Origin of the sequence: Bacteroides mucinivorans, from assembly GCF_034654355.2 — a bacterium.
GTDB lineage: Bacteria > Bacteroidota > Bacteroidia > Bacteroidales > Bacteroidaceae > Bacteroides > Bacteroides nordii.
In genome coordinates this window covers 4347879-4372395 of sequence record NZ_CP178179.1, presented here as the reverse complement: position 1 = coordinate 4372395, position 24517 = coordinate 4347879, and the positions used below count along the sequence as shown (strand labels likewise).

At 39.2% G+C, this 24517-nt stretch carries 23 protein-coding genes and 1 pseudogene; 8 read left to right on the top strand and 16 right to left on the bottom strand.

The window, feature by feature from the left end; all coding sequences use genetic code 11:
* Position 1: 1 nt before the first annotated feature.
* Complete coding sequence (locus tag VCM39_RS16875) at positions 2-499, top strand: hypothetical protein (protein ID WP_322932731.1); 498 nt, start codon at positions 2-4, stop codon at positions 497-499.
* A 107-nt stretch (positions 500-606) separates the two neighbouring features.
* Complete coding sequence (locus VCM39_RS16870; RefSeq protein WP_322932730.1) at positions 607-1092, top strand: hypothetical protein; 486 nt, start codon at positions 607-609, stop codon at positions 1090-1092.
* Positions 1093-1281: 189 nt separating this feature from the next.
* Here the strand turns inward: VCM39_RS16870 and VCM39_RS16865 are convergent.
* From VCM39_RS16865 to VCM39_RS16830, 8 genes and pseudogenes are all read right to left on the bottom strand, one after another.
* Positions 1282-1383, bottom strand: a pseudogene (locus VCM39_RS16865) (tRNA (adenosine(37)-N6)-dimethylallyltransferase MiaA); the annotation flags it as partial.
* Between the two features lie 54 nt (positions 1384-1437).
* Positions 1438-4092: a hypothetical protein gene (locus tag VCM39_RS16860; RefSeq protein ID WP_322932729.1), complete on the bottom strand. Its 2655-nt coding sequence runs from the start codon at positions 4090-4092 to the stop codon at positions 1438-1440.
* A gap of 30 nt (positions 4093-4122) precedes the next feature.
* Positions 4123-5328 carry an ABC transporter permease gene (locus VCM39_RS16855; RefSeq protein ID WP_323673974.1) on the bottom strand — a complete coding sequence of 402 codons (1206 nt, stop codon included), beginning with the start codon at positions 5326-5328 and terminating at the stop codon, positions 4123-4125.
* A gap of 11 nt (positions 5329-5339) precedes the next feature.
* The gene (locus tag VCM39_RS16850) at positions 5340-5984 is read right to left on the bottom strand and encodes an ATP-binding cassette domain-containing protein (protein WP_221650613.1); all 645 of its coding nucleotides are present in this window, start codon (positions 5982-5984) and stop codon (positions 5340-5342) included.
* A 10-nt stretch (positions 5985-5994) separates the two neighbouring features.
* Positions 5995-7551, bottom strand: a complete 1557-nt coding sequence (locus VCM39_RS16845; protein WP_321028696.1) for a DUF4836 family protein — start codon at positions 7549-7551, stop codon at positions 5995-5997.
* 123 nt (positions 7552-7674) lie between these two features.
* The gene (locus VCM39_RS16840; RefSeq protein ID WP_321028695.1) at positions 7675-8367 is read right to left on the bottom strand and encodes a 16S rRNA (uracil(1498)-N(3))-methyltransferase; all 693 of its coding nucleotides are present in this window, start codon (positions 8365-8367) and stop codon (positions 7675-7677) included.
* An 8-nt stretch (positions 8368-8375) separates the two neighbouring features.
* Positions 8376-8939 carry a bifunctional nuclease family protein gene (locus VCM39_RS16835; protein ID WP_322932727.1) on the bottom strand — a complete coding sequence of 188 codons (564 nt, stop codon included), beginning with the start codon at positions 8937-8939 and terminating at the stop codon, positions 8376-8378.
* Between the two features lie 2 nt (positions 8940-8941).
* Positions 8942-10195, bottom strand: coding sequence for a nucleoside permease (locus VCM39_RS16830; RefSeq protein ID WP_002559541.1), 1254 nt, complete (start codon positions 10193-10195; stop codon positions 8942-8944).
* A gap of 419 nt (positions 10196-10614) precedes the next feature.
* Between VCM39_RS16830 and VCM39_RS16825 the strand changes: the two genes are divergently transcribed.
* The 3 genes from VCM39_RS16825 to VCM39_RS16815 all read left to right on the top strand — a co-directional run bounded on the left by VCM39_RS16825 (position 10615) and on the right by VCM39_RS16815 (position 11370).
* The gene (locus VCM39_RS16825; protein WP_322932726.1) at positions 10615-10791 is read left to right on the top strand and encodes a hypothetical protein; all 177 of its coding nucleotides are present in this window, start codon (positions 10615-10617) and stop codon (positions 10789-10791) included.
* A gap of 24 nt (positions 10792-10815) precedes the next feature.
* Positions 10816-10977 (top strand): hypothetical protein, encoded by a 162-nt coding sequence (locus VCM39_RS16820; RefSeq protein ID WP_322932725.1) that lies wholly within the window; start codon positions 10816-10818, stop codon positions 10975-10977.
* 84 nt (positions 10978-11061) lie between these two features.
* Positions 11062-11370: a transposase family protein gene (locus VCM39_RS16815; RefSeq protein WP_407934695.1), complete on the top strand. Its 309-nt coding sequence runs from the start codon at positions 11062-11064 to the stop codon at positions 11368-11370.
* Positions 11371-11460: 90 nt separating this feature from the next.
* On the opposite strand, the gene VCM39_RS16810 is transcribed toward VCM39_RS16815, so the two are convergent.
* The 6 genes from VCM39_RS16810 to VCM39_RS16785 form a co-directional block, all read right to left on the bottom strand.
* On the bottom strand, positions 11461-12057 hold the full coding sequence (locus VCM39_RS16810) for a hypothetical protein (RefSeq protein ID WP_322932724.1): 597 nt from the start codon (positions 12055-12057) through the stop codon (positions 11461-11463).
* A 75-nt stretch (positions 12058-12132) separates the two neighbouring features.
* Positions 12133-12735, bottom strand: coding sequence for a porin family protein (locus tag VCM39_RS16805; RefSeq protein ID WP_322932723.1), 603 nt, complete (start codon positions 12733-12735; stop codon positions 12133-12135).
* Between the two features lie 75 nt (positions 12736-12810).
* Complete coding sequence (locus VCM39_RS16800; protein ID WP_322932722.1) at positions 12811-13386, bottom strand: hypothetical protein; 576 nt, start codon at positions 13384-13386, stop codon at positions 12811-12813.
* Positions 13387-14120: 734 nt separating this feature from the next.
* Positions 14121-15299, bottom strand: coding sequence for a class I SAM-dependent rRNA methyltransferase (locus VCM39_RS16795; protein ID WP_321028693.1), 1179 nt, complete (start codon positions 15297-15299; stop codon positions 14121-14123).
* A 44-nt stretch (positions 15300-15343) separates the two neighbouring features.
* Positions 15344-15991, bottom strand: a complete 648-nt coding sequence (locus VCM39_RS16790) for a 3'-5' exonuclease (RefSeq protein WP_321028721.1) — start codon at positions 15989-15991, stop codon at positions 15344-15346.
* Positions 15992-16004: 13 nt separating this feature from the next.
* Positions 16005-16673 (bottom strand): DUF5063 domain-containing protein, encoded by a 669-nt coding sequence (locus tag VCM39_RS16785; RefSeq protein ID WP_322932720.1) that lies wholly within the window; start codon positions 16671-16673, stop codon positions 16005-16007.
* Positions 16674-16840: 167 nt separating this feature from the next.
* Between VCM39_RS16785 and VCM39_RS16780 the strand changes: the two genes are divergently transcribed.
* From VCM39_RS16780 to trxB, 3 genes are all read left to right on the top strand, one after another.
* Positions 16841-19333, top strand: a complete 2493-nt coding sequence (locus VCM39_RS16780; RefSeq protein ID WP_289293872.1) for an FtsK/SpoIIIE family DNA translocase — start codon at positions 16841-16843, stop codon at positions 19331-19333.
* 19 nt (positions 19334-19352) lie between these two features.
* Positions 19353-19997, top strand: coding sequence for a LolA-like putative outer membrane lipoprotein chaperone (locus tag VCM39_RS16775; RefSeq protein ID WP_322932719.1), 645 nt, complete (start codon positions 19353-19355; stop codon positions 19995-19997).
* A gap of 108 nt (positions 19998-20105) precedes the next feature.
* Positions 20106-21053, top strand: coding sequence for a thioredoxin-disulfide reductase (gene trxB, locus VCM39_RS16770; protein ID WP_263666647.1), 948 nt, complete (start codon positions 20106-20108; stop codon positions 21051-21053).
* A gap of 229 nt (positions 21054-21282) precedes the next feature.
* On the opposite strand, the gene VCM39_RS16765 is transcribed toward trxB, so the two are convergent.
* Complete coding sequence (locus tag VCM39_RS16765; protein WP_322932718.1) at positions 21283-23718, bottom strand: family 20 glycosylhydrolase; 2436 nt, start codon at positions 23716-23718, stop codon at positions 21283-21285.
* A gap of 42 nt (positions 23719-23760) precedes the next feature.
* Positions 23761-24462, bottom strand: a complete 702-nt coding sequence (locus tag VCM39_RS16760; protein WP_002559556.1) for a Crp/Fnr family transcriptional regulator — start codon at positions 24460-24462, stop codon at positions 23761-23763.
* Positions 24463-24517: the final 55 nt, after the last annotated feature.

Genomic DNA, 24517 nt, shown 5'->3' with positions numbered 1-24517 from the left:
AATGAAGGATTTTAAAATATTTATCTTCTTGATGGCTGTTTGTACGCTGTGCTTTTGCAGCCCAACTTTGTATGCTCAAAAGAAAGGGCAGTCTACAATGAAAAGTTTGACTCATCGGGATTGGATATGGCAATGTACTGATAATATGTTTATTTATATGCACTTCGATAAAAACGCTGTTACTGCAACAATGTATAGTCGTAGTAGTTGGAGTTTTAATACTCATATTCCCAATAGATATAATAGGCTTCACTCCGAATTTCATCCTTACTATCTTTCAGACTCTATTCCTACGGTTTTTGAATATGATAAAGTTGATAATACGAAACGAGGGCGCTATTTAGTATTACCTACGAGAGGAATTATTATGTCACCTATCCTTGAAATAGTAAAAGTTGATAAGGATAGTCTTGTTCTAAGAGATAATAACTCAAAAAATGGAACACTCTATAAAGCTATTAAAAAGAAAGAGTTGAACAAATTGTTGGATACAAAATGATAGGTTTTTAAAACTGATTTTAAAACGATAACCCCTGAGAATGATTGCTTGAAAGAGTTTTTAGGGGTTCTCTTTTACAATATTTACATTTTTAGAAATGGAACCAAATGATTTATAAAGTTTTGTTATTGTTAATTGGGAGTTTGTGGACAGGGATATGGTTGTGTGCTCAGAAACCTGCTCCTACAACAATGGATTTATTGCAAAATAAGTATTGGGTATTTAAAGAATCTCTCAGGATAGGTAGTCTTATGTATGAGCAGTATGAACAAAATGAATGTTGTAATTTTTATTTTTTTAAAAAGGAAGAGTTAAGTCAATGCCGTGATTATTATCTTTCTGATACAATTGTACGCTCCTATCAGGAGGATAGTGTCGGGGTGGTGAAGAATGGAAAATATATAGTACAAAAAAGAGAGAATATTGACACGAACGTTTTTGAGATAATGAAATTAACATCCGATTCCCTTGTTATAAAGCTTTGCCTGGACTCTTTACACAAAAGTATTGGCGGGGGACATCCGGTAGTTTATACGGCTGAGAAGAAAAGATTTATAAATAAAATGAAAAGGAAGGTGAGGGCGAGAAAGTAAAATCCTCTCTGTATTTCGGATTTAAAATGAATAAATAATGAAAAATGGATTCATCTTTTTTGTAATTGCTTGTACGCTGTGTTTTTGCAGCCCAAGTTTGTATGCTCAAAAGAAAGAGTAGTCTACAATGAAAAGTGTGACTCATCGGAATTGGATATGGTAAGTAAATACTAATTTTCCAATCTATTCACTAATGATTTCGGTATTTAGTTCTGCAGCCAGTGCGGTAACAAATGGAGTCTTTCCCGAAGCGGTAGGGCCAAGAATGGTAATTAATTCATAGTCTGGCATAGTTGTATTTTTATAAAATAGACATGTACAAAGATAAGAAAAAGTAATAACTAATCAATTGGAAGGCTGATTAATCGTTTTCGTAAAACGACAGATTTTGCCGTTCTTACTAACTCCTTCGATAACAATATCCTGAGGAACTGTACTGTCTGGCATATAATATTCAATGGTAGCTGTTCCATCAGCATTCAATTGTAGTCCCGGATTCCAGTAGATTGTGGTACGTAGATCGGTTGTAGTGTTCTCTTTCTTCTGTGGGGTGTCATAAGTGGGATGATAAAACTCTACGGACTGGCTATAACCCAATGGAGTGTATGTGATGATACCACGTGCGGGAGGAGGCGGAATCTTTCCAGGATCCTTCATCGTAATGACAATAGCCCCTCCCGCTCCTTGAGAACCGAAATAGCTTGCTCCTGCGTCTCTGATAAGATTCAGCTCCTCTATATCATCAATTTGTATCGCTTCAAGTCTATTATAATCCGATTCAATCAAATCGTCAATAACAAAAAGGGCTGCTTGTGAGTTGTTGCGCAGGTATATTTGACCGTTATTTTGGCTTACTCCCGGTAGTTCAGTTATGGCGGTTAGTAAAGGTAGCCCTCCTTTTTGTGCCAATCGTTCACCTTTGAGTGTGTAATCGGAAATGCCTGAATACAAATTTTGTTGAGTTGATAGATTGCGGTTGGCCGTCACAACAACTTCTTTAAGGTTATATACTCGCATGCCTCCTTCCATATAGTATTTCTCACGGGTATTTATCAGATAGTCATCCATAGATAGATTAGAAGTTTGAGGATAAGGGTGCAGGTTATAAGTTTTAGGCAGTGGTGGGTTATCTACTAATATATCCACTCCGGCGAATCCTCTTTTGGTACGTGCCTGTATGATGAAGGTGGTGCTGTCTCTAAAAGAAGTGTTAACAATGAACTCTCCTTTTTCATTGGTTAGTGTTGTCTTTATAATTTTATTTTGAGGTGCAAGTACATAGATCGGTCCTTTCTTGATATTTTTTCCGAAAAGTCCTTTTATTCGTCCACTGATGGTTTGGCCTGCTTCTATATAATTGTCTATGTGTATAATTGGTTTACGAAATACATTTTCTATCTGATGCCTGCGCCAGCCATGTGTTAACATTATGAGATCCAGATATCGTTGAGTCTTTGCATCTTGTTTCAGGAAATAGTAGCCGGGGTTTTCAATATGCCCTTTCAGGTCGGAAGTCAACAATAAGTTTGATAATATATTGTCAGCCAGTGAGTCTGTTTGTATGTCTTTGTGATTGGTAATGCTGATAGAGAAATTCCCGTTTAGTGGGGCGCCTGCGAAATCTGTAGCCTTTACCAGTAAGGATACTTTCTCTCTTTTGTTATAGACTTCTTTGTTCGTTTTTATTTTCCAGTCGGGTGTCTGCCTGTCTGTAATGAATATCAGGCGTTCACTGATGGCTCTACCCGAGCCATCTACAACCAGACAATGGGTGACTCCTTCTGTTAGCAGACCGTTCTTTATCATACCATAGGGCTTTTCCGTATTAATGGATTGAAATATTACCGGTTTTCCTCGGGTATGTGCCAATAAATATAATTCCTTGGGCCATGCAGCCTGTTCTGACTTTTGAACTTCAAACAGTATGTTTTGCTTATGGTGAACTATCGCGAGGGTGATAGCGTCTGTTTTGACAGCAGGAAGATCAAAATGTTTTGTGATACTGTCAGAAGAGGTAATAAGGGCATGATAAGATTCTCCGGCTATCGGACTCATAGAAAATACGCCCATACCATTGTGTTCTGAGCGTATGATTTCAAGAGTATCTCCCTGGCTATTCATCAGATATCCATTAATTTCTCTGGATAGTCCGTCGGTACCCTGGGCTTTGAAAGCAATATTTTGTCGAAGAACAGTTGATAGCGCACCTCCTTCCGGGAAAAAAGTAACATCAAAGTCTTTTGAGAAAACCGGTAGATGAAAGGTTTTCTCAAAAACATACTGAGGATCATCAAATGTAACTTCAATTCTTCTTTGTCCTTCTTCTTTTATTCCGTTGAGTGGGATATAAATTTGTCCATATTCATTCGTCTTTTTCTTTCCCCGTTTTTCTGCTTTTCCATCTTCAAAGTATTGAAACCTTACCTGTATATTATTATAAGGTTTGTTATTGTTATCTGCAAATCGGATTTTGGCCAGATAATTGTTTTTAGTGTCCGGTTGATATTCAATTGTAGAGAGGATAGTGACATCAATAGAGTTACCTATTTGGAGATTACGGGAATAAAAAAATACCGGATCTTCATTCTGCATCCAGTTAGTGTATCCTCTGATGTAATAATCTCCAGCAGGAAGCGTACTTGGTAAGGTGAAGGCATTTTGAAATCCCAGAGAATCCCGTCTGATTTTCTTTCGTAATATGATGGAGTCAGTGCGATTAATTAATTCTGTGATGATAAAGTTACTTTTAGGATTCTCCAGGTGGCTGGTTGCATTTACTAAATAACCTTTGTACCAAATGTTATCTCCGGCTCCATAGTATGGCTTATCTAAATGCAGATATAATTTTTCCTGATGGGTGCCTTGTAACTGATGAAAGTAAGAAACAACACTATCCAGCTTATTTTGTGCTGAAAGCATCTGGAGAGGAGTAAATAATACCTCCCATAAAAAGATTGTAACAGTATATTTGTGTACTATAGGAAGTATTAGACTTTTCATGATAGTTTCTTGTTTTACTTTGTGTGATCTTTAATGGTGTCCTCGCCAGATGGAGTCTACTTTTTTGCGGATAGTAAACAGATTGAAAGCAGAGACGATAAAAAATAAAAGTATCCCGATGGTAATAGCCGGCCAGAGTGAACCGATTTCCAGTTGTGGAAAGAGTAAGCCAAGTGTAGCGGTATAAGAATGACGTAACCAGGCTACAAGGCTGATCGATACAATAAGAACCACTATATTTAGCCCTAAAGTTAATGTCTGATATGGGCGTGCTACCCGTGCCGGACTGTAACCGATAAGCAATAGGTTTTCGAGCTTGGTAGTGTTCTTTTGCAACAGAAGGAAGATGCTTAACATCAATATATAGAAAGAAAGTACACTGATAAAGAGCCCTACACCCAATACAATGCCAACAATGAGGCGGAGAAAATAGGTTGTTTTCCCTGCATCAAGTTTGCCATCTTCAGTTTCGTATCCTTTTTGCTGGAAATATTTGGCAATGGAGGCATCCGCAGGATTTCCTACTTCGATGATGAGGCGTGACGGCTGTGCTTCTGCTTCCGGAGCGAAATTTTTATTCGCCCATACCATAAAAGATTCCGGTACCAATATCGTATTCAGTCGGTTGGAGAAACCTACAATGTTTCCTTTGTACTGTTCTACACGTCCGTTTCCACGCATCATGATGTCCATTTGTACAAGGCTCATTACGCCCTCGGAGAGCTTGGGCAGACTACGGCTTTGAGCAAATCCGAAGTTGTACAGATTCAGATAATTGCGTGGAATGATAATGGGGATGGTATGTGTCTCTTCGTCAAAATGCCATTTGTCGAGTTTTACATCTACGTATTCATCGGGCACTGCTTCAAAGAACATATCTGTAGAAAGCCGGATACCGGCTTCTTGCATCCCCAAACCAGCTGACACTTTAAATTGTGAAGGAGTAAATGCACCTACACTTTTAGTAAAAGGCTGTTTCTTCAGATTCTCTATCTCTTGTGGAGAGAAAGTATTGCTTTTTCCGGCAAAAGCCCCAAGGGTACTTATCTTTTTGGTAGCAATGATATAGTCTTTCTTCATGAAACTATCTCCCTCTGTAAACATAGGGATAATATCTTTATAAAACTGTACGCTGAGCAATACAATAACCATACCAAACAGATTGGCAAGAAAGAAACCGGCAAGCTGGCCGATACTGATATGTTGACGAAGAAGTTTCCAGATAAGTTTCATAATCGTATGATCTGTTACAAGCGTAATACTTGGTTATAAGGCAATTCAATCTGTTTTCCGATGGAAGTAACAATAACTCCCGCACCTTGTTTTCCGGCTTCTTCCGTTAGCAGGCTACTCATAATTTGTCCATTATAATCGTCCAGATGGCTGATAGGTTCGTCCAAAAAGATGAAGTCAAAAGGCTGGCATAGTGCACGGATAAAAGCAACACGTTGCTGTTGGCCAAAAGATAATTTTCCTGCCTTTATATTAGCTTTGTCGGCAATACCCATTGCATCAAAAAGAGCAAGAATCTCTTTTTTCTTTTTGTATCCGGTCAGATTATTTTTTAATTGAATATTCTCGAATGCTGTGAGTTCGGAGAAGATGCGTAAATCTTGAAAAAGCATACTCAGTGAATGCTTGCGTAGGTTGACCCACTGCTCTACTGTGTATGCCTTGATATTAGTCTCGTCGAAATTTATAATACCTTGATAATCGCTTCGATAGCCATATATATAACTACATAATGATGATTTTCCGGTACCGGAGGCTGCTTCAATCAGGTACATTTCTCCTTTACGGAATATAATGTTCTTATGCCAGATATCTGATGTGATAGAATTACGGTCAGCAAACACTTGGGGAAGTGTTTGCTGCAGATGAATTGTTTCCATGTTCAGAAAATTACATGCCGGCAAACTTCTTGGCGAAGTTTACAATCTGTTTCAGCGAGTTGGTGTCTTTGTCTTTCAGAACGAGGTCTATTTCACTGACACCGTCGCTTACGTTGCTTATTTCCAGATAACTAATTTGTGATGCCAGGTTATAGTACATTTGGTATTCTTCACCTCCGAAGCCTACCATCATTTTTACAATCGGGAGTTCGAGGATAGCATCCATGTTAACAACAAAGAAGAAGTTCTTTCCTTTCATATCCGAAGCATAGGCAACGTCTTTTATAGATTTATCAGTTGCTTTGTCAATGTTTTTATAAAGTAATTCATCATTTGTAGCATACATTTGCTTGTCTTTAAGCCCAAAGAAGATATTCATAGCTCTTGACTTGTACACATATTCATTTTCACCCAATTGAACGATATCTTCGCCTTTTTTCAGATTCAGTGCTTTTTTATTATCATAAAGAGCTTTTAGTGCATTTCCGTTTTTTACATCTGCATAAGCTACGAAAGCAGGATCTTTGCCCATAGTTACATTGATCAGTCCGGCAGATATATCACCGTTGAATGAAGCGAACAGGGCTTTCACTTCTTCTGCTTTGGAAATAGATACTGTGTTACGGAATTCTTCATTTTCCTGTAACAGGTTGTACAACTCTTCTCCATTGGCTCCTACGCTCATAAATGCGATGGTTGATGCAGGGAAATATTTAAGGAAAGTATTATTCAGTTTGATAGTTGCCTTCTCCTGTTTTTTCAACATGGCTTTTGCCTCTTCATTCTCTGTATAGTATTCAAAAAGTAGAGCAATCTTTCCTTTCTCAAAGCTAAGACTACCCAGAGCCATTATATCTTTGGGATCTATTTTTATACCGGTTAAACCCAGATTCAGTTGGCGTGCGTATTCTTTAGGAAGTGCTGCTAAAGATGCAAAGAAATTAATATCACCTTTCTGTTTTTGCATTTTTTGAAAACCAGCATTGTTAGCGATACTTTTTTCAGTGGTTTGTTTCATTAGCTCGCTGATCATCTTCTGAGCATTTTCCATTTGTGATGTACTGCCCGTCTGTACCAGCATAGCTGTTGTTTCATTAAAAGCAAAGATGTCACGTTGTCCCATTCGTGTATAACTATAACCATCTGTTGCTTCTATGGGTTGGCAGATTTGCTCTTTCACCATTATGTCCAGTGAAGTATGCAGTTTATCCTGATCCAGCACTTTGGCTACCAGGGCTGTATATGGAAAACTGGTTGCAGTGAATGCATAAACAGGCGCATCCACATCTATTCCTGATTCTTTAGGGTTATTCAAGACTTTTTCTAACTGTTGGAAAGTTGCCGCAGTAGTTCCACTTTTCAGCGCCTCTATCATCTTTTGTTTGGCTACTTCATTCTCTTTGTCTTTCAGTCCGGATTTATCAGCCAGTGATTTCAAATGGATAGATGCTACAGCCGAAGCGTCAGCAGGTATAACATTTGTGTATTCCGATTTCTTTGAACAAGCTGCCATGAATACCATCAGTACTACCAGCACTGAAAGTCGGGAAATCATTCTTTTTGCCATAACTATTTGTTTTTTAATTGATGTATTTTTTAGTGATAAGTGAGTAGTGAATAGTGAGTAGTGATAAGTGATTAGTACCATTCGGTATGATAGCGCAGCCCGCTAATCACTAATCACTGCTCACTACTCACTATTCACTACCATTGTTGCTACCAGTGCTGCCGTTTCCGTTCGCAACCGGGATTTACCTAAGCTTATGGGCTGAAAGCCTTTCTCTATTGCTTTGGTTACTTCCTCTTCGCTGAAATCTCCTTCCGGTCCGATAAGTACCAATGCATCTTCTCCTGGTTTCAGAATATTTTTAAGCAGTGGCTTTTCACCTTTATAACAGTGCGCGATGAATTTTTGACCGGTAAACTCCTGGGTGATGAATTTATCAAAATCTGTCATTTCATTGAGCTTCGGCAAGCGTGCTTTGAGTGATTGCTTGATGGCAGATACTACTATCTTTTCAATGCGTTCCATCTTAATGACTTTTCGTTCCGAAAAGCGGCAATTAAGAAAGGTCAATTCATCAAACCCTATTTCGGTCGCTTTTTCGGCAAACCATTCATTACGATCCATATTTTTTGTTGGGGCCATGGCTATGTGCAAATGTCCTGACCATAAAGGTTCTTGTGGGATTGTTTCGAGTATCTTTACCAAACAACGTTTGTTGGTTGCGGCAGTTATTTCCGCACGGTAAAAATTTCCATTACCATCCGTCAGGGTGATTTCATCTCCAATGTTGAGTCGTAAAACACGGATACAATGTTGTGCTTCTTCTTCCGGAAGTTCAAGGTTCTTCTGTATATCGGGAGTATAGAATACGTGCATATTTAAATTTATTTTCTTCTGTTTATTTCATCACGTAACCGGGCTGCCAGTTCATAGTTCTCTTCTTTGATGGCTTGCTCCAACGCTTGTTCAAGTGAATTCACATTGTCGGAATCATTTGTCTCCTCTTCCTGTTGTTCTGTATCCGGCTGATCAGAATCATCCAGGCGGATGTATTCTCTTTCAAGAATAGACTCATAAATAAAAATAGGGCAATCAGAACGTACAGCCAGAGCAATGGCGTCCGAGGTTCGTGAATCGATACGAATAATTTCTTCGTCCTTCTGTAGGTAGATATATGAGTAAAAAACGCCTTCTTTTGCCTTGTAGATAAGAACCCTGAGCATTTTGGCACCCAGAACGTTCAGACATGTATAGAATAAATCGTGCGTCAGGGGACGCGGTGCTTTTACTCCTTTCAGGCAGATGGCAGTGGCTTGCGCTTCGGCTGGACCTATAATGATAGGCAGTTGCCGTTCACCTCCCACTTCCCCCAATACCAAAGCGTAGGCACCTACCTGCGCCTGACTATTGGAGATATTTAATACTTGTAATTCTATCTTTTTATCCATTGTCACTTTTTACTTAATTCCTCTGGCTGGTGTTTGTATTTGAATACCAGAGCAAACAATATTCCGATAACTAATGCATAACCTGCGAAGATGAACCAGATGTCGGGCCATTCACGGCTTACCAACATACCGTCGGCATATACCGAGAAGGCATCCACCACAGCACCACTGGCATATCCTCCGATGATCGCTCCCAATCCGTTGGTCATCATAAAGAATAATCCCTGTGCGCTGGCTCTGATAGCAGGCTTAGCTTCTAATTCAACAAACAAAGAGCCCGAAATGTTGAAGAAATCGAATGCCATTCCGTAGACAATCATCGAAAGTATCAGCATCCATAACCCCGAACCCGGATCGCCCAGACCGAAAAGCCCGAAACGGAATACCCAGGCAAACATACTGATAAGCATTACGCGCTTGATGCCGAAATGTCTGAGGAAAAATGGTATGGCAAGAATAAACAGGGTTTCACTCATTTGTGAAATAGAAAGCAGGATAACAGAGTGTTTTACACCGAACGAATCAGCGAATTCCGGTATCGAAGCAAAACTACCTAAGAAGAGATCTCCATAACTGTTTGTAATTTGTAATGCAGCTCCTAATAACATAGAGAAGAGGAAGAAGATAACCATCTTCTTGCGTTTGAATAATACCAGAGCATCGAGTCCGAAAGCAGAAAGCAGGCTTTTGTTTTCACTTTTGGCAGGCGGACAAGCGGGCAGAGTAAATGAATATAAACCTAAAATAAGTGCTGCTGCACCACCCACATAGAGTTGTGCACAAGAGGATTTGAATCCGGTGAGATCTACTGCCCACATGGCACAGATAAAACCGATGGTTCCCCATACACGGATAGGCGGGAAGTCTTTGACAATGTCACATTTATATTGTTCGAGAGAGTTGTAAGATACCGTATTAGCTAATGAGAGCGTAGGCATATATACCAACAGATTGAGCAACATAGCCCAATACATATGGTTATAATCAGTGGCTGTGGAGGCATAGAAAAGGCTGGCAGCTCCCAGAATATGTAGTATCCCATATAATCGTTCAGCATTTACCCATTTGTCGGCTATAATACCAGTCAGCCCTGGCATAATGAGAGAGGCTATACCCATTGTGGCAAAGATTGCACCTATTTGCCCTCCTTCAAAATGTAAGACACCACCCATGTAGCCGCCCAATGAAATTAACCACGATCCCCACACGAAGAACTGCAGGAAGTTCATAATAATTAGTCGATACTTGATACTCATATTATTTTTATTTAGTTACGAGTTACAAGCTACAAGTTATTACGAATTGTAACTTGTTGCTATTTTATAATAGCTGCAAATATAATGTTTTTCGCCGATTGTGTACCAAAAGAGTGGAGAAAAGAGCCCCTTGTATAGGGAAATTTGAGAAGAAAAAGAAGTCTGATTATAATTAGATATGCAATTTTATTTTTTTAGTTGTTTGATTCTCTGTGTTTGTTTGTGTGAAAAGTTAGGGTCAACCTTTTATAGTACATACTATGTTTGTCAATAACAAATCTTTCCATTGAGTACGATATCTTCCGTTTAAAGAATTAACATCCCAAAAATATAATCGGGGTAATTCATCATTTGATAGTTAATTGTTATGGTTTCATACTCGTTGTCGTTTTAGACATAGCATTTATAAGAACAGCCCGTTGCCTGATATTCCCGAGCGTCTTTTCTTCATCCTTGTTTATCTGAAGAATAATCCTTTGCAGGAGTATCATGCCGTCTGCTTCGGAATGGACTGGAAGTATTGCAGCATTTTTGTCCACTGTCTGACACACATTCTTCGGCTGAGTCTTGAAATAATGGGACTTGTCCCTGTGTAAACAGACACCGAACTTTCTTCCCGTTTGACAGAGCTTTCCAAAGAGGAAGGCCGGCCTGTATTGCTTCATGACGGCACTGAAAGAGAGATTCCCCATCCGGTAGACTATGATGAACAGAAAGAGAAATACAGTGGAAAGAAGAAACGTCATACGGTACAGAATGTCGTTATCATAACAATATCCTGATTGATCATCTTTGTCAGTGAGACTGTTTGCGGTAAAACGCATGATAAAAAAAACGGCTGATACAATGTATTCTTTCCCTGTACCTTGTGTCAGGATACAGGATATCAAGGATATGCTCCTGAAGAGGTGACAATCATACAGCCGGTTAAGAAAAGAAAGGGAAAGGAGCTTTTCAAAGAACAGAAAGACTACAACAAAAAAATTACACGCATTCGGGTAAGAGTGGAAAATACCATAGGAAGTACTAAATTTAAGAGAATTGTCAAAGATGAATGCAGGCTGAGAACAAACTATTTCGTTGAACGGATTTTTCCCATATGTGTAGCTTTGCATAAGATTAAAATGAGAATGGGTATACAAAAACTAATTTACGTAAACTCTAATAAAGAGTAAAGCCTACTGAAAAATAGATTTACTCTTCATTGTATACAAATAGATATATTTACTGAATACCCCAACTAAATTCGGTTAAAATATAAATCGTCATTCAATATATCTTAAATAAGAATAGGTTATAGTTACATCTTCTCCCGGACAAGGAATAATCCATCCCATAGCCGCACCAGCTATATTATATTTTACAATCATTGTATAGAAATAAACAGTTAAAGAATTATCTCCAGGTTGCCATGCCCAATTAATCCCCAATTCTTGTGTATCATAATCTATATATCCACTTGGATTAGGCGATAGAACTCTTAAACCTCCGGCATCAGTGGGTATAGGTACTGATTTAGAAAAATAGTAGACATCACAAAAATATACCCCAGAAGCTACAGTCGGTTCATTAACTATAGGGACTTTATAATTAGTGAATAGTTTCTTATAATCACACTTAACATCAAAGGGACCAAATATTTGAATTCCCCGAGTAATTGGTTGTTTATAGCACAAAGAGTCATCCTGTATATCTATCACTATTTTTTTGCCGTCTATTTCAAATGAATATGGAAAATCCGATATTTTAATACTCCCTGATAAGCATGGTTCATTAATAAGTATATTTGTCCCATCCGCTACTTCATTGCTACATGACGAAAACAATACGAAAATCAATGTAATTAAATAAATAGTCTTCATAATATATAATTTACGGTGAACAACCAGCAAAATAAATGTTTAAAATTCCGATAAACAGAATTTACATTAACTCTATTATTTGAATTTATAAAGATATCCTAAAGAAAATTGCCAAGATCTCTGACGAAACCCTGTGATGTTTTTGTAACAACTTCTCAGCCCTATTAAATATTCACCCTCAATAAACATACCATTTTTAAATGAATACCCTGTACCTATAATCATGCCTAAGTCTACATTTTGTTTTACTCCAAATATTATTGAATTTTGTTTCTTATTATCATAAAAGGCAGTGCGGTTAAATTGGAAACCTAATTGTGGACCAATATGCAAATAAAGACCTCGGGAAAGTGAATATTTAAAGATTAGAGGGATGTCAATATGCTGAAATACAACTTTTAAATCTTTTATACTATTATCAGCAGGTACGTATGCGCTTTCTTTAGCATTATAGCCTCTGGTAGAATATAATATATAAAGTTGTAAACCTATTTTGTTGCTAAATTGATAACCTGCAATGATTCCACTATTTACACCTAATATAAAAGATGGATTTTCAGTGTCTTTAAAGTCTACATTTGACCAATTGATACCTGTTTTTCCGCCTATATTCCATTGTGAGTATGTTTTACAAGAAATGAATAGTAGTATAAATAGAAAAGCAAATTTAGTACTCATTTTTCATTGTTTATGAAAGACTGGTGATTGAACAATGCAGAGAACTTTACAAATTCTCTGCATTATTTAGTTATATTAACCAGCAAGTTTATAATAGTAATAAGGTACTCTGACCTTTGCTCCGTCCACAGGAATTGTATATCCCATTGCTGCACCTGCAGAGTTATATTTTAATACTATAGTGTAGAAGTACCAATTAAGTTTTACGATATTTCCAGTTACTGTTGACATATTCCAAACTAGACCCGTTTCTCGAGTACTCCAATCTTTATATCCACAAGGGCTGGGAACTTTAACTGTGCCGAATAATGCTTCGCTTGGTAGTTGTACTTCACCTGATGTTATCCATACATCGCCAAAGTACACTCCCGCTGCAATGCCAGCTATACCATTAATCACAAATTTTTGGTTCTTTGTGTTGGTCTGAAATGGAGTCGCGGATGAATAATAAGGTCCCATTAGATCTAAGCCTGGTTTTTCATCTGGAACATTTGGGGGATCAATAGCTCTTGTGTTGCCGCCTGTACCTTCAACATTTTTTATAGTTTCAAATGTAATAGTCTTTCCTCCAAAATTAATAATTTGGGGTTCATCAGATAGCTCAAATGAACCTGTTAATGTTTCAGATTCATTTTTAATGACTTTGTTCAAATCCTCATCTTCATTTTATGTACAAGAAGTAATGAAAAATGAAGCAACTGCAAGTAAAATAACGTTAGTTTTCATCTTTTTTAAATATTAGTTTGTTGATAAATTATTTATTTAAATGCTTTTTGTTTGTTTTTGTACCATATATAAAGATGGGCCTAATTTGTGTTCTACATGTACCAATACTGTAGCAAACTCTTGACTTCTTCTTTCATTAATGGTTGTACATTTGTGATTTGTTAAATTACTTGACGTTGCGATGGTTGTTTAAGTTGATGTAAAAGTAAAAAAAATAATTTAATTATATGTATTTATGTTAGATTATTTTCCGTGAAATGATCGTTTTTATGATTTAATAACATTGTGGGCGTTTTTTTACCGTGTAAGAAATATTAGACTTCTTGGTGAGAGATAAATAAATGTGGCTACAGAATTTTAATGCTAAATTAAAAACCATTCAGAATGAAATTTATAAGAGTTTAAAGTATAGAAATGTGTATGAATTAAATATTTAGGAATATGATATTAGTCAAATTTAGGAGAGAGGATAGGTATATAAAAAAAGAAGGCTATCTATCCCAGACAGCCAATCTTTATTAACCTTAAATCTAATACCATGAAAAACACAGTGCAAAGATAAAGGGATTTATGTTATAAAACATAATGATTTGCTATAAAACTGCGATTTATTAACATTGTTTAGCTTTGATGATTCCTTAATTATGCTACACGCCAGATTATTCTACATACAAAACTAATCCTTTGAGATATTCTCCTTCCGGATGGTAGATGTTTACCGGATGATCTGCAGGTTGGGTTAATTGATGTAGAATACGTACGCTACGCCCTGATGTAGCAGCGGCAGTAAATACAGCCGTACGGAAATTATCTTTTGTTACTACCTGCGAACAGGAGAACGTAAATAAGATACCACCCGGTTTAATTTTCTCAAAAGCTTTGGCGTTCAGTTTACGGTATCCTTGCAGAGCATTGCGCAATGCATCTTTATGTTTGGCAAAAGCAGGAGGATCGAGAATTATCAGATCATACTGATCGCCCATGCGGTCGAGGTATTTGAAAGCATCTTCTGCGTAAGCTTCATGACGTGGATCTCCGGGGAAATTTAATTCTACATTTTTGTTGGTGAGATCTATTGCTTTAGCAGAACTGTCTACCGAATGAACTTGTTTGGCACCACCACGCATCGCATAAAAAGAGAATCCCCCTGTGTAACAGAACATATTCAGCACAGAACGATCTTTTGAATAACGTTCCAGCAGAGCACGGTTCTCGCGTTGGTCCACAAAAAAACCTGTTTTTTGTCCTTTTAGCCAGTCTACATGGAATTTTAGTCCATATTCACGGGCTATGTTATCACTGCTTCCTCCTTTCAGGAATCCATTTTCCGGGAAAAGATCGGCTTTGAAAGGGAGGGTAGTTTCCGATTTATAATAGATGTTTTCTATTTTACCTTCCATAACCTCAGACAAAGCTTCGGCGATAGCCATACGGTCCACATGCATACCGGCAGAATGTGCCTGCATGACAGCTGTTTTAGCATATATATCAATGACCAGGCCAGGCAGATTGTCACCCTCACCATGTACCAGACGATAGGTGTCATTGGTGGGATTGGTGGCGATACCGATACTACGGCGCATGTCATAAGCTATCTCCAGTTTGCGTTTCCAGAAATCGTGATTGATAGGTTCTTGTTTGAAGGAGAGTACACGTATGGCAATACTACCTATCTGGAAGTGTCCTTCGGCAATGAATTCTTTTTGGGAGGTATATACTTCCACAACTTCACCCTCTTCCGGTTCACCGTCGAAACGGGCGATAGCGCCTGAAAATATCCAGGGATGAAAACGTTTTAGTGATTCTTCTTTACCGGGTTTGAGATATACTTTGTACATGAAAATATAGGGATTTACAATTTACAATTTTACGATTTACAATTTTAGAGAGGGCGGGTTCCCTGTTCGTCTTCTATAGCTACGGGAATTTCTTCTATTTCAAAGTTGCCGGTATGCTTCAGCTCTTCCAATAAATTATAGATGTGAAGGCATGCCCAGGCATCTGTTGCCGCATATTGCTTTTGGGCATCTGTTAATACATCCGCTTCCCAATTGGAGAGACGTTGTGATTTTGATATCTTTTCTTTAAATAAGATGCCGTATATTTTTTGCAGACTTTTGTCCAATATGCCGAAAGGACGTACATAGTCCTGTAGCTCTACACAACCTTGTTGGGTGAATGGTGCACGTTTATGCAGCATCATAAAGTCATCACGCAGTGACAATCCAACTTTTATTACTTCCGGATTTTCCAGCAATCCAATCAGTGACGGAGTAAGCCCTGTCATGTTCAGGCGGAATAGGAAACAGCATTCATTGGAGGATATTTGTAATAGTGCAACTTTATGAGATTGTCCTTTAGTGAAAGACGGACGGGTCTCACTATCAATGCCCAATACAGATTGAGATTGTAGATATGCCACTGCCTTGTCTGCTTCTTTTTCGCTTTGAATCACGTGTATCGGTCCTTCAAAAACGGCTTTAGGCAATTCTTTTATTTCTTCTTTACTTATTGTTCTTTTTATGACCATTTTTTTTCTTCTCTTATTCGTTGTCATGGCAATGACAGCCATGGTCGTGACAATGACAGTCGTCATTCTCTCCACAATGGCAATCTTCACCATCGCAGTGACAATCATCATTCCCAGGTTCATATTCATCTTCTTCAACTTCCTCTTCCTCTTCCTCCTCCTCTGGCTCCTGGTTGTACTTCACGTCATGGAGTGCCCGCAAAGTGTTTACCAGTTTTTGTCCCCATAAAAGTCCAAAGTTTTCCTGGCAGATGGCGAGGGAGTCATTCATCGTTTCGTTCAGTCCGAGCTGGAATACAAATATAAAGTCCCGGATGTCCTGATAAATATCAGCAAGGTCTTCCGATATATTTTTCTTAATGGGCTGATCACTGTATGCCATCTCCGGTAGGAAAACTTCAAGATAATCATCCTTTTCGGCCATGATGTCAGCCAGGTTAATACGCAACACTTCGTACATTTCTTCCGTAACATAAGTTTCGGGTGCTTCATCACCTATCGCTTCACACTTAGGAAGCATGGATGCTTTGAGATAAAGCAGAGGGAGTATTTTTAGTGTTGTATCAACAAATGTCTTACGCTTCATGTTCTCGGAACGTTCGAGAAAAGCACAGAATTCTGCGGCTACCGTAACGAATTCTATTACATTTTTATCAAATATTACCAGACTTTCTTTTTTCATATCTGCTTGAATTGAAACGCAAAGGTAAGAAAAAGGATTGAAAGAGTGAGAGGATTAGTAAGAGATTCTTTTTGATGGGTAATAACTTTAAAGGCAACAGTTAGGAAGAAAATTGTTTTTTTACTACTTTTGCGCTTTAGTATTATATAAGGTATAAAAGACGCAATATGGCAAAAAAGAAATCAGATAAAGAGGCAGAACCAAAGGTGCCTTCTACTAATAAGTTCATAGCATTTCTCAAAAATGAAACCATCCACTTTGTTCTTGGTTTGGTGTTGGTGATATTTTCCGTTTATTTATTGTTGGCTTTCTCTTCCTTCTTTTTTACGGGAGCAGCAGATCAGAGTATTATTGATAGCGGAAATCCACATGATCTGTCAACCGTGAACAATCATGTGAAGAACTATGCCGGTTCGCGGGGAGCACAATTGGCCAGTTATCTTATAAATGATTGCTTCGGGATTTCGTCATTCTTTATTCTTATCTTCCTGGCTGTGGCAGGATTAAAACTGATGCGCGTGCGGATTGTGCGTTTGTGGAAATGGTTTATTGGATGTGCATTGCTGCTTGTATGGTTTTCTGTATTCTTTGGCTTTGCCTTTATGGATAGCTATCAGGACTCATTCATCTATTTGGGAGGACGTCACGGATATAATGTAGCCAATTGGCTGACTTCACAGGTGGGACAACCTGGCGTCTGGATGATTTTGCTTGTAACGGCGATCTGTTTCCTTATTTATATCAGTGCCCGTACAGTCATATGGTTGCGTAAACTTTTTAGCCTTAGCTTCTTGAAACGTAGTCGTAAAGAGGGAAGAGAAGAGCAGGAAGAAGGTCCTGCAGCAGAACAGGTAAAGCCTGAATTTGCCAATCCGAAACCCCACGAAGTAGAGTTTTCTATGGATCGGACTTTCCGGCAGACACCAGCTCCTAAAGAGGTTAAAACGGAGCCTGAAAAGAAAGAGCCGGAATTTGTTATACCGGCAGAAATCAATGAGGATCCATCGAAAGAGGAGGAGGGAGTGACAATGACTTTTGAACAGACTACCCCCGATCCGGTTCCTGTTGTGAATGAATTGACTGATAAAGAACCTGCTTTTGAAGTTGAGGCTGCTGCTGACGATGATGAAGATTATCAGGGAAAAGAAACTGAACCTTATAATCCGAAACTCGATCTTGAGAATTATCGTTTTCCTGGCATTGAGCTAATGAGGCATTTTGAGAACAATGAGCCTACCATTAATATGGAGGAGCAGAATGCTAATAAGGATAAGATAATCAATACATTGAGAAGTTTTGGTATCGAGATCAGTACGATTAAGGCAACTGTAGGACCTACTGTAACTCTTTATGAAATAACTCCTGAACAGGGAGTGCGTATTTCGAAGATCCGTGGACTGGAAGATGATATTGCATTGAGCCTTTCGGCATTGGGAATTCGTATTATTGCTCCGATTCCCGGAAAGGGAACAATCGGTATTGAAGTACCGAACTCTAACCCTAAAATCGTTTCGGGACAAAGTATTATCGGTAGTAAGAAATTTCAGGAGTCTACCTATGATTTGCCGATTGCATTTGGTAAGACAATCACAAATGAAGTGTTTATGGTAGACCTTTGTAAAATGCCGCACGTGTTGGTAGCAGGTGCTACCGGACAAGGTAAATCTGTGGGACTGAATGCAATCATTACTTCTTTGTTGTATAAGAAACATCCGGCAGAACTGAAGTTTGTACTTGTCGATCCGAAGAAAGTAGAGTTTAGTATTTATTCGGTTATAGAGCATCATTTCCTTGCCAAGTTGCCCGATGGAGGCGATGCCATTATTACGGATGTGACGAAGGTTGTGCAGACACTTAATTCTGTCTGTGTGGAGATGGATACCCGTTATGATTTGTTGAAGATGGCGCATGTACGCAATATAAAGGAGTATAACGAGAAATTTGTCAATCGCCGTCTGAATCCTGAAAAGGGACATAAGTTTATGCCTTATATTGTGGTAGTTATTGATGAGTTTGGTGATTTGATAATGACTGCCGGAAAAGAGATAGAATTACCTATTGCCCGTATTGCCCAGCTGGCGCGTGCGGTAGGTATCCATATGATTATTGCTACACAGCGTCCTACGACAAACATTATTACAGGTACGATCAAAGCGAACTTCCCGGCGCGTGTTGCTTTCCGCGTTTCGGCAATGATGGATTCGCGTACAATTCTTGACCGTCCGGGGGCCAATCAGCTGATAGGGCGCGGAGATATGCTTTTCTTACAGGGAGCAGATCCGGTGCGCGTACAGTGTGCATTTATTGATACGCCGGAGGTGGAGGAGATTACTAAGTTTATTGCAAAACAGCAAGGATATCCGACTGCCTTTTTCTTGCCCGAATATGTGAGTGAGGATGGAGGTAGTGACCTGGGAGATGTGGATATGGGACGTCTTGATCCGTTGTTTGAAGAAGCAGCCCGGTTGATCGTTATTCACCAGCAGGGTTCTACTTCTCTGATTCAGCGTAAATTCTCTATTGGGTATAATCGTGCAGGACGTATTATGGACCAATTGGAAAAAGCCGGAATCGTTGGCCCAACCCAGGGAAGTAAGGCACGCGACGTTTTGTGTATGGATGAAAATGACCTCGAAATGAGATTGAACAATTTACAATAAGCAAGCGTTAATAAGATAAATGAAGAAGTACATTTTTAACATTTTGATAGCTTTACTTACTACTTTGCCTGTACTTGCCCAAAAACAAGCGCAGGCAAAACTTGTGCTTGATAAAACGGCTGCTGCTTTTGAAAAAGTAGGTGGAGTAAAAGCTGATTTTAGTGTACAGGCTTTTAATAAAGGGCATTCTGTAGGAACGGCTACCGGAACCATTGAGCTGAAAGGAGAGAAGTTTTTTCTGAAAACGGCTGAGACGGTTTCATGGTTTGACGGAAAAACGCAGTGGAGTTATCTTACTCAAAATGATGAGGTAAATATTAGTACTCCTACTGAAGCAGAATTACAGGGCTTGAATCCGTATGCATTGCTCTATCTTTATAAGAAAGGGTTTGATTATGAATTAGGGAAAGTGGCAGATTTTCATGGGAAACAGGTGTATGAGGTGATCCTCACTGCAACAGATAAAAAACAGGACTTGTCCCGTATCGTACTTTATGTAGTAAAAAGTACCTATCAGCCTGTTTATATAAAAGTGGAACAACGTGATGGTAGCCGGAGTGAGATAACCATTACCAGATATCAAACAGGCTTGAAACTGTCCGACTCTGTTTTTGTATTTAATAAAAAACAATACCCTACTGCCGAAATCATAGATTTAAGATAAACAGTAGATTTTTTTAGTTGTAAATAGTAAATAAGTAAATCGTAAACGTACCTATGTGATGAAGATGGAATAATAGTCATGACTATAGGGAATAAATAATAAAATAGAATGGTGGAAACAGAAAAAGTAAGATGCCTGATTATTGGTTCAGGTCCTGCCGGGTATACGGCAGCGATATATGCGGGGCGTGCAAACTTATCCCCCGTGCTTTATGAAGGAATACAACCTGGTGGACAGTTGACAACCACTACGGATGTGGAGAATTTCCCAGGATATCCACAGGGCATCAGCGGTCCGCAACTGATGGAGGATTTGCGCACGCAGGCCGAACGCTTCGGTGCAGATATCCGTTTCGGTATTGCTACTGCTTCGGATTTGAGTAAGGCACCCTATAAAATTACCATTGACGGAGAGAAGGAGATTGAGGCGGAAACATTAATTATAGCAACCGGTGCTACGGCAAAATATCTGGGTCTGGAAGATGAAAAGAAATATGCCGGAATGGGTGTAAGCGCTTGTGCTACTTGCGACGGGTTCTTTTATCGTAAGAAAGTGGTGGCTGTTGTTGGTGGTGGTGATACGGCTTGTGAAGAAGCTGTTTACCTTGCCGGACTGGCTTCAAAAGTATACCTTATTGTTCGTAAACCTTATCTGCGTGCATCAAAAATCATGCAGGAGCGTGTGTTGAACCATGATAAGATAGAGGTGTTATTTGAACATAATGCTGTTGGCCTGTTCGGTGAGAATGGGGTAGAAGGTGTAAGCCTTGTAAAGCGTTGGGGTGAACCGGATGAAGAACGTTATACATTGCCCATAGATGGATTTTTCCTGGCTATCGGTCATAAGCCGAATTCTGATATCTTCAAACCCTATCTTGATACGGATGAAGTAGGCTATATCATTACGGAGGGGGATACTCCCCGTACAAAGGTACCGGGTGTTTTTGCTGCCGGCGATGTTGCCGATCCGCATTACCGTCAGGCAATTACTGCTGCTGGAAGTGGTTGTAAAGCCGCTATTGAGGCAGAGCGTTATTTGTCTGAAAAGGGACTTTAATAATAAACCCATCATATATTAAAAAACGGATTGTACTGTTAAAGTGCAATCCGTTTTTTATTGATAACCAGAGTCAAAAAATGAATGTAAGTTTTCCCACAATGTAAAAATGTACACTCTTGTATGGTAAAGGTGTACATTCTTGTTACATAAGAATGTACATTCCTGTCATACAAAAGTGTACATTCTTATAGCTTCTGATTATCAGTTGGTTATGTTGCTTTTCCTCTTAATAAATCTCTATTTCGTCAAGATACAGATTTGCCTGTATGATGTCTTCCGGAGTATCTTTTCTGCAATCAATACCGTTACGTAAGGTACCTCCATTTTGGATTTTTACTTTTACATAAGTGGCTTCAACAGGATCGAAGGAGATAGAATCAGTATACGCTTTTCTTCCTTTATCCGGAAATTGACGAGTAAATGTCTCTTCTGCGACTTTTTGGTATTCTTTACCATCGGCTGAAATTTCTACTGTAGCAGCACCTGCCGGTAAAATGCGATAGGCCGGGTTAAATAATGAACCAAATACTATCTGACTGATTTGAGTTGGTTTATCGAGTTGTACAATGAATTCTACTTCTTTACGTTTTTCATTCATGGAGAAATTTGTCCATGGAGTATAAGATGCGTTATTTCCACGCTTGCCATTTGTTAGTCCGAAGGTGGTTTTGTCTGCACCGAATAAATCATTTTCTCCGAAAATATCTCCCTTCATCCATCCTAAAGCAGGGTTCACTACGAAGCTTTTTCCGCTAATCAGATTACCATAAAGAGGCTTGTGACGGATTTTACCCAGCATTTTACCATTTTTGAATGCAGCAGCTTTCAAGTCTAACTTTCCTTGTAGTGGGAAAGGGGCTGTGTAAAGCGTAGATTTAAGATTCGGTTCACTTCCGTCTGTGGTGTATCGGATTTCAGCATCCGGGTAATAACATTCCAATATCACGTTTAATGTATCGTTATCTACGTGTGTATTGACATTTACATCAAAAAAGTTACGGCACGCTTTGACGTTCAGCATGTCCAGACGCTCAAACTCTTCAGCCATACGCTTACAGAAATTTTTCCAGTCTTTGTTCTGGTCCAGTGTCCATCCTGTTTCTGAAATAGCTACTGCTTTGGGGAATATCTGATAATCGCGACGATCATTATTTTGCATATATTCTGTCCAGGCATTTCCCTGTACGCCAATAATATGCTTCTTTACCAGTTCATCGGCATCATCTGCCACTGGGTTGTAAGTATAGGTCATTTTCAGCGTGACATATCCGCCGATAGTAACCGGTGCAGTTTCCGGGTCTTCCTGATAATAATCTACGTACATATAAGGACTGGGAGTCATGATGGCATTGTGTCCCAGTTTAGCGGCATTCATACCTCCGTCTACACCTCTCCATGACATGACAGTGGCATTAGGTGCCAATCCTCCTTCGAGAATTTCATCCCAACCAATGATATTACGTCCTTTGCTATTGATATATTTTTCCATACGCGTGACGAAATAGCTTTGCAGCTTTTCTTCTTTTGTATGTAGTTTGCCATCCGCGGGGTTAGGAGTTGTATCATCTTTCAATCCCAACTTTTGGATAAGTCCCTGGCAGTGCGCACAGTTTTTCCATGCTGTCTTAGGGCATTCATCACCTCCTACATGTATGTATGCACTCGGAAATAGCTCAATGACTTCGTCAAGGACTCCTTCCAGAAACTTGAAGGTTTCTTCTTTCGGACAGTATACCTGGTCAAATATTCCCCATGTTCCGGTTACATCGTAAGTGGTGTCGGGTGTGCACGAAAGCTCAGGATAAGAGGCAATGGCGGCAATGGCATGTCCCGGCATCTCAATTTCAGGAATAACCGTAATGTATTTGCTGGCTGCATAAGCCACTACGTCTTTAATTTGTTCCTGAGTGTAATAACCTCCAACTTCTTTTCCATCAAATATTTGCGGATAGTTGGTAAAGTAATAATCTATAAGTGTCTCTTTCCGCTTAGAACCGATTTCCATCAGCTTGGGGAATTTTTTTATTTCAATTCTCCACCCCTGGTCGTCTGTCAGGTGCCAGTGAAAAGTGTTCATTTTGTGCATGGCAAGCATATCAATGAACTTATATACGTATTCTATGGGAGAGAAGTTACGGCAAACATCGAGCATCATTCCACGATATGCAAAACGGGGAGCATCTTCTATTTCTACAGCAGGTATTGACCAGTCAGCGCGTTTATTGTGCTCTTTTCCATAAACAGCCGGAGGTAGAAGCTGGTAGAGTGTTTGTACACCGTAGAAGAAACCGTTGGGTTGTGATGCGGTAATTGTAATGTAAGTTGGAGTGACAGATAATTTATACCCTTCCTGAGGCATGCCTTCTTGTGTTATAAAAGTAATGGAAGGATTACCGGCGTGCTCCTTGTCCGTCCGTTCTAGCGACAATCCGGAGGTTGTTGCCAAGCGGCCGATGAGACTGTCTGCAATGTTTTGTACCTCCGGTGTACAACCGGCTGTAATAACTTTGACTTTTTTGTTTAACTCAAAACGTCCTTGTTGGGGCGTCATTTGGTTAGGCAACGGAACGAGATTGTACTCGTTCACTGTTTCTTTTGAATCTTTACATCCGGGGGTGATGAATAGCAGAGACAAAAGAAAGAAGGAAATTCCTTTTTTCATGGTACGAAATGTGTGTTAAGTTATATAATTGAGATAAAAAAATTATCCAATTTTGCTGATCTTCTTCAGCTTTTCTTCATCTATTATTTTTATTTTTCTTCCGTCAATGGTGATAAGGCGCTCGGTTGCAAAGTTTGATAACGTACGGATGGCATTAGAAGTGGTCATATTAGAAAGATTGGCTAAGTCTTCGCGAGACAGATAGATACTTAGGGTAGAACCATCTTCTTCAAGTCCATAGCTTTCTTTAAGGAATATGAGAGACTCCGCCAATCGCCCGCGAATGTGTTTTTGTGTCAGATTGACAGTTCGCTCATCTGCAATGCCAAGGTCAATGGACAATTGGCGAATGAAGAACATGGCAAGATCATTGTTTTGGGTTACCAACGTCATAATAGCACTCATAGGTATCAGTCCAATAAGGGACGGTTCGAAAGCTGCTGCAGCTGTAACAAAATCTTCTTTGGCAAAGAAAGCACGGTATGCAAAATATTCGGTGGGTTTGATCATACGTATGATCTGGCTGCGGCCTCCGACTCCTTCTTTGAATATTTTTACTTTTCCACTGAGGAGGCACATTAAATGTGTAGGTGTTTCACCTTCACAGTAGATGACTTCGTTCTTTTTGTAATTTTGTAGAGTAAAATTGTTCGCCAGGAACTCTCTTTGTTCATTGTTCAAGGGAGCCCACATATCGGATAATTTATCCGAGATATCTATGTCTGACAAGTTTATCTTTACCATGAGTGCTGCAAAACTGTGTTATAAAGCACAAATGTAGAAAGAAAAAATGAGAAAA

What these genes read in the sequence shown, in the direction of transcription:
- VCM39_RS16780 (WP_289293872.1), top strand. Translation starts at nt 16,841, where the DNA reads ATGGCAAAAAAGAAATCAGATAAAGAGGCAGAACCAAAGGTGCCTTCT.
- VCM39_RS16795 (WP_321028693.1), bottom strand. Translation starts at nt 15,299, where the DNA reads ATGTACAAAGTATATCTCAAACCCGGTAAAGAAGAATCACTAAAACGT.
- VCM39_RS16830 (WP_002559541.1), bottom strand. Translation starts at nt 10,195, where the DNA reads ATGAGTATCAAGTATCGACTAATTATTATGAACTTCCTGCAGTTCTTC.
- VCM39_RS16810 (WP_322932724.1), bottom strand. Translation starts at nt 12,057, where the DNA reads ATGAAGACTATTTATTTAATTACATTGATTTTCGTATTGTTTTCGTCA.
- VCM39_RS16805 (WP_322932723.1), bottom strand. Translation starts at nt 12,735, where the DNA reads ATGAGTACTAAATTTGCTTTTCTATTTATACTACTATTCATTTCTTGT.
- VCM39_RS16875 (WP_322932731.1), top strand. Translation starts at nt 2, where the DNA reads ATGAAGGATTTTAAAATATTTATCTTCTTGATGGCTGTTTGTACGCTG.
- VCM39_RS16785 (WP_322932720.1), bottom strand. Translation starts at nt 16,673, where the DNA reads ATGAAAAAAGAAAGTCTGGTAATATTTGATAAAAATGTAATAGAATTC.
- VCM39_RS16860 (WP_322932729.1), bottom strand. Translation starts at nt 4,092, where the DNA reads ATGAAAAGTCTAATACTTCCTATAGTACACAAATATACTGTTACAATC.
- VCM39_RS16775 (WP_322932719.1), top strand. Translation starts at nt 19,353, where the DNA reads ATGAAGAAGTACATTTTTAACATTTTGATAGCTTTACTTACTACTTTG.
- VCM39_RS16765 (WP_322932718.1), bottom strand. Translation starts at nt 23,718, where the DNA reads ATGAAAAAAGGAATTTCCTTCTTTCTTTTGTCTCTGCTATTCATCACC.
- VCM39_RS16760 (WP_002559556.1), bottom strand. Translation starts at nt 24,462, where the DNA reads ATGGTAAAGATAAACTTGTCAGACATAGATATCTCGGATAAATTATCC.
- VCM39_RS16835 (WP_322932727.1), bottom strand. Translation starts at nt 8,939, where the DNA reads ATGGATAAAAAGATAGAATTACAAGTATTAAATATCTCCAATAGTCAG.
- VCM39_RS16845 (WP_321028696.1), bottom strand. Translation starts at nt 7,551, where the DNA reads ATGGCAAAAAGAATGATTTCCCGACTTTCAGTGCTGGTAGTACTGATG.
- VCM39_RS16840 (WP_321028695.1), bottom strand. Translation starts at nt 8,367, where the DNA reads ATGCACGTATTCTATACTCCCGATATACAGAAGAACCTTGAACTTCCG.
- VCM39_RS16870 (WP_322932730.1), top strand. Translation starts at nt 607, where the DNA reads ATGATTTATAAAGTTTTGTTATTGTTAATTGGGAGTTTGTGGACAGGG.
- trxB (WP_263666647.1), top strand. Translation starts at nt 20,106, where the DNA reads ATGGTGGAAACAGAAAAAGTAAGATGCCTGATTATTGGTTCAGGTCCT.
- VCM39_RS16790 (WP_321028721.1), bottom strand. Translation starts at nt 15,991, where the DNA reads ATGGTCATAAAAAGAACAATAAGTAAAGAAGAAATAAAAGAATTGCCT.
- VCM39_RS16850 (WP_221650613.1), bottom strand. Translation starts at nt 5,984, where the DNA reads ATGGAAACAATTCATCTGCAGCAAACACTTCCCCAAGTGTTTGCTGAC.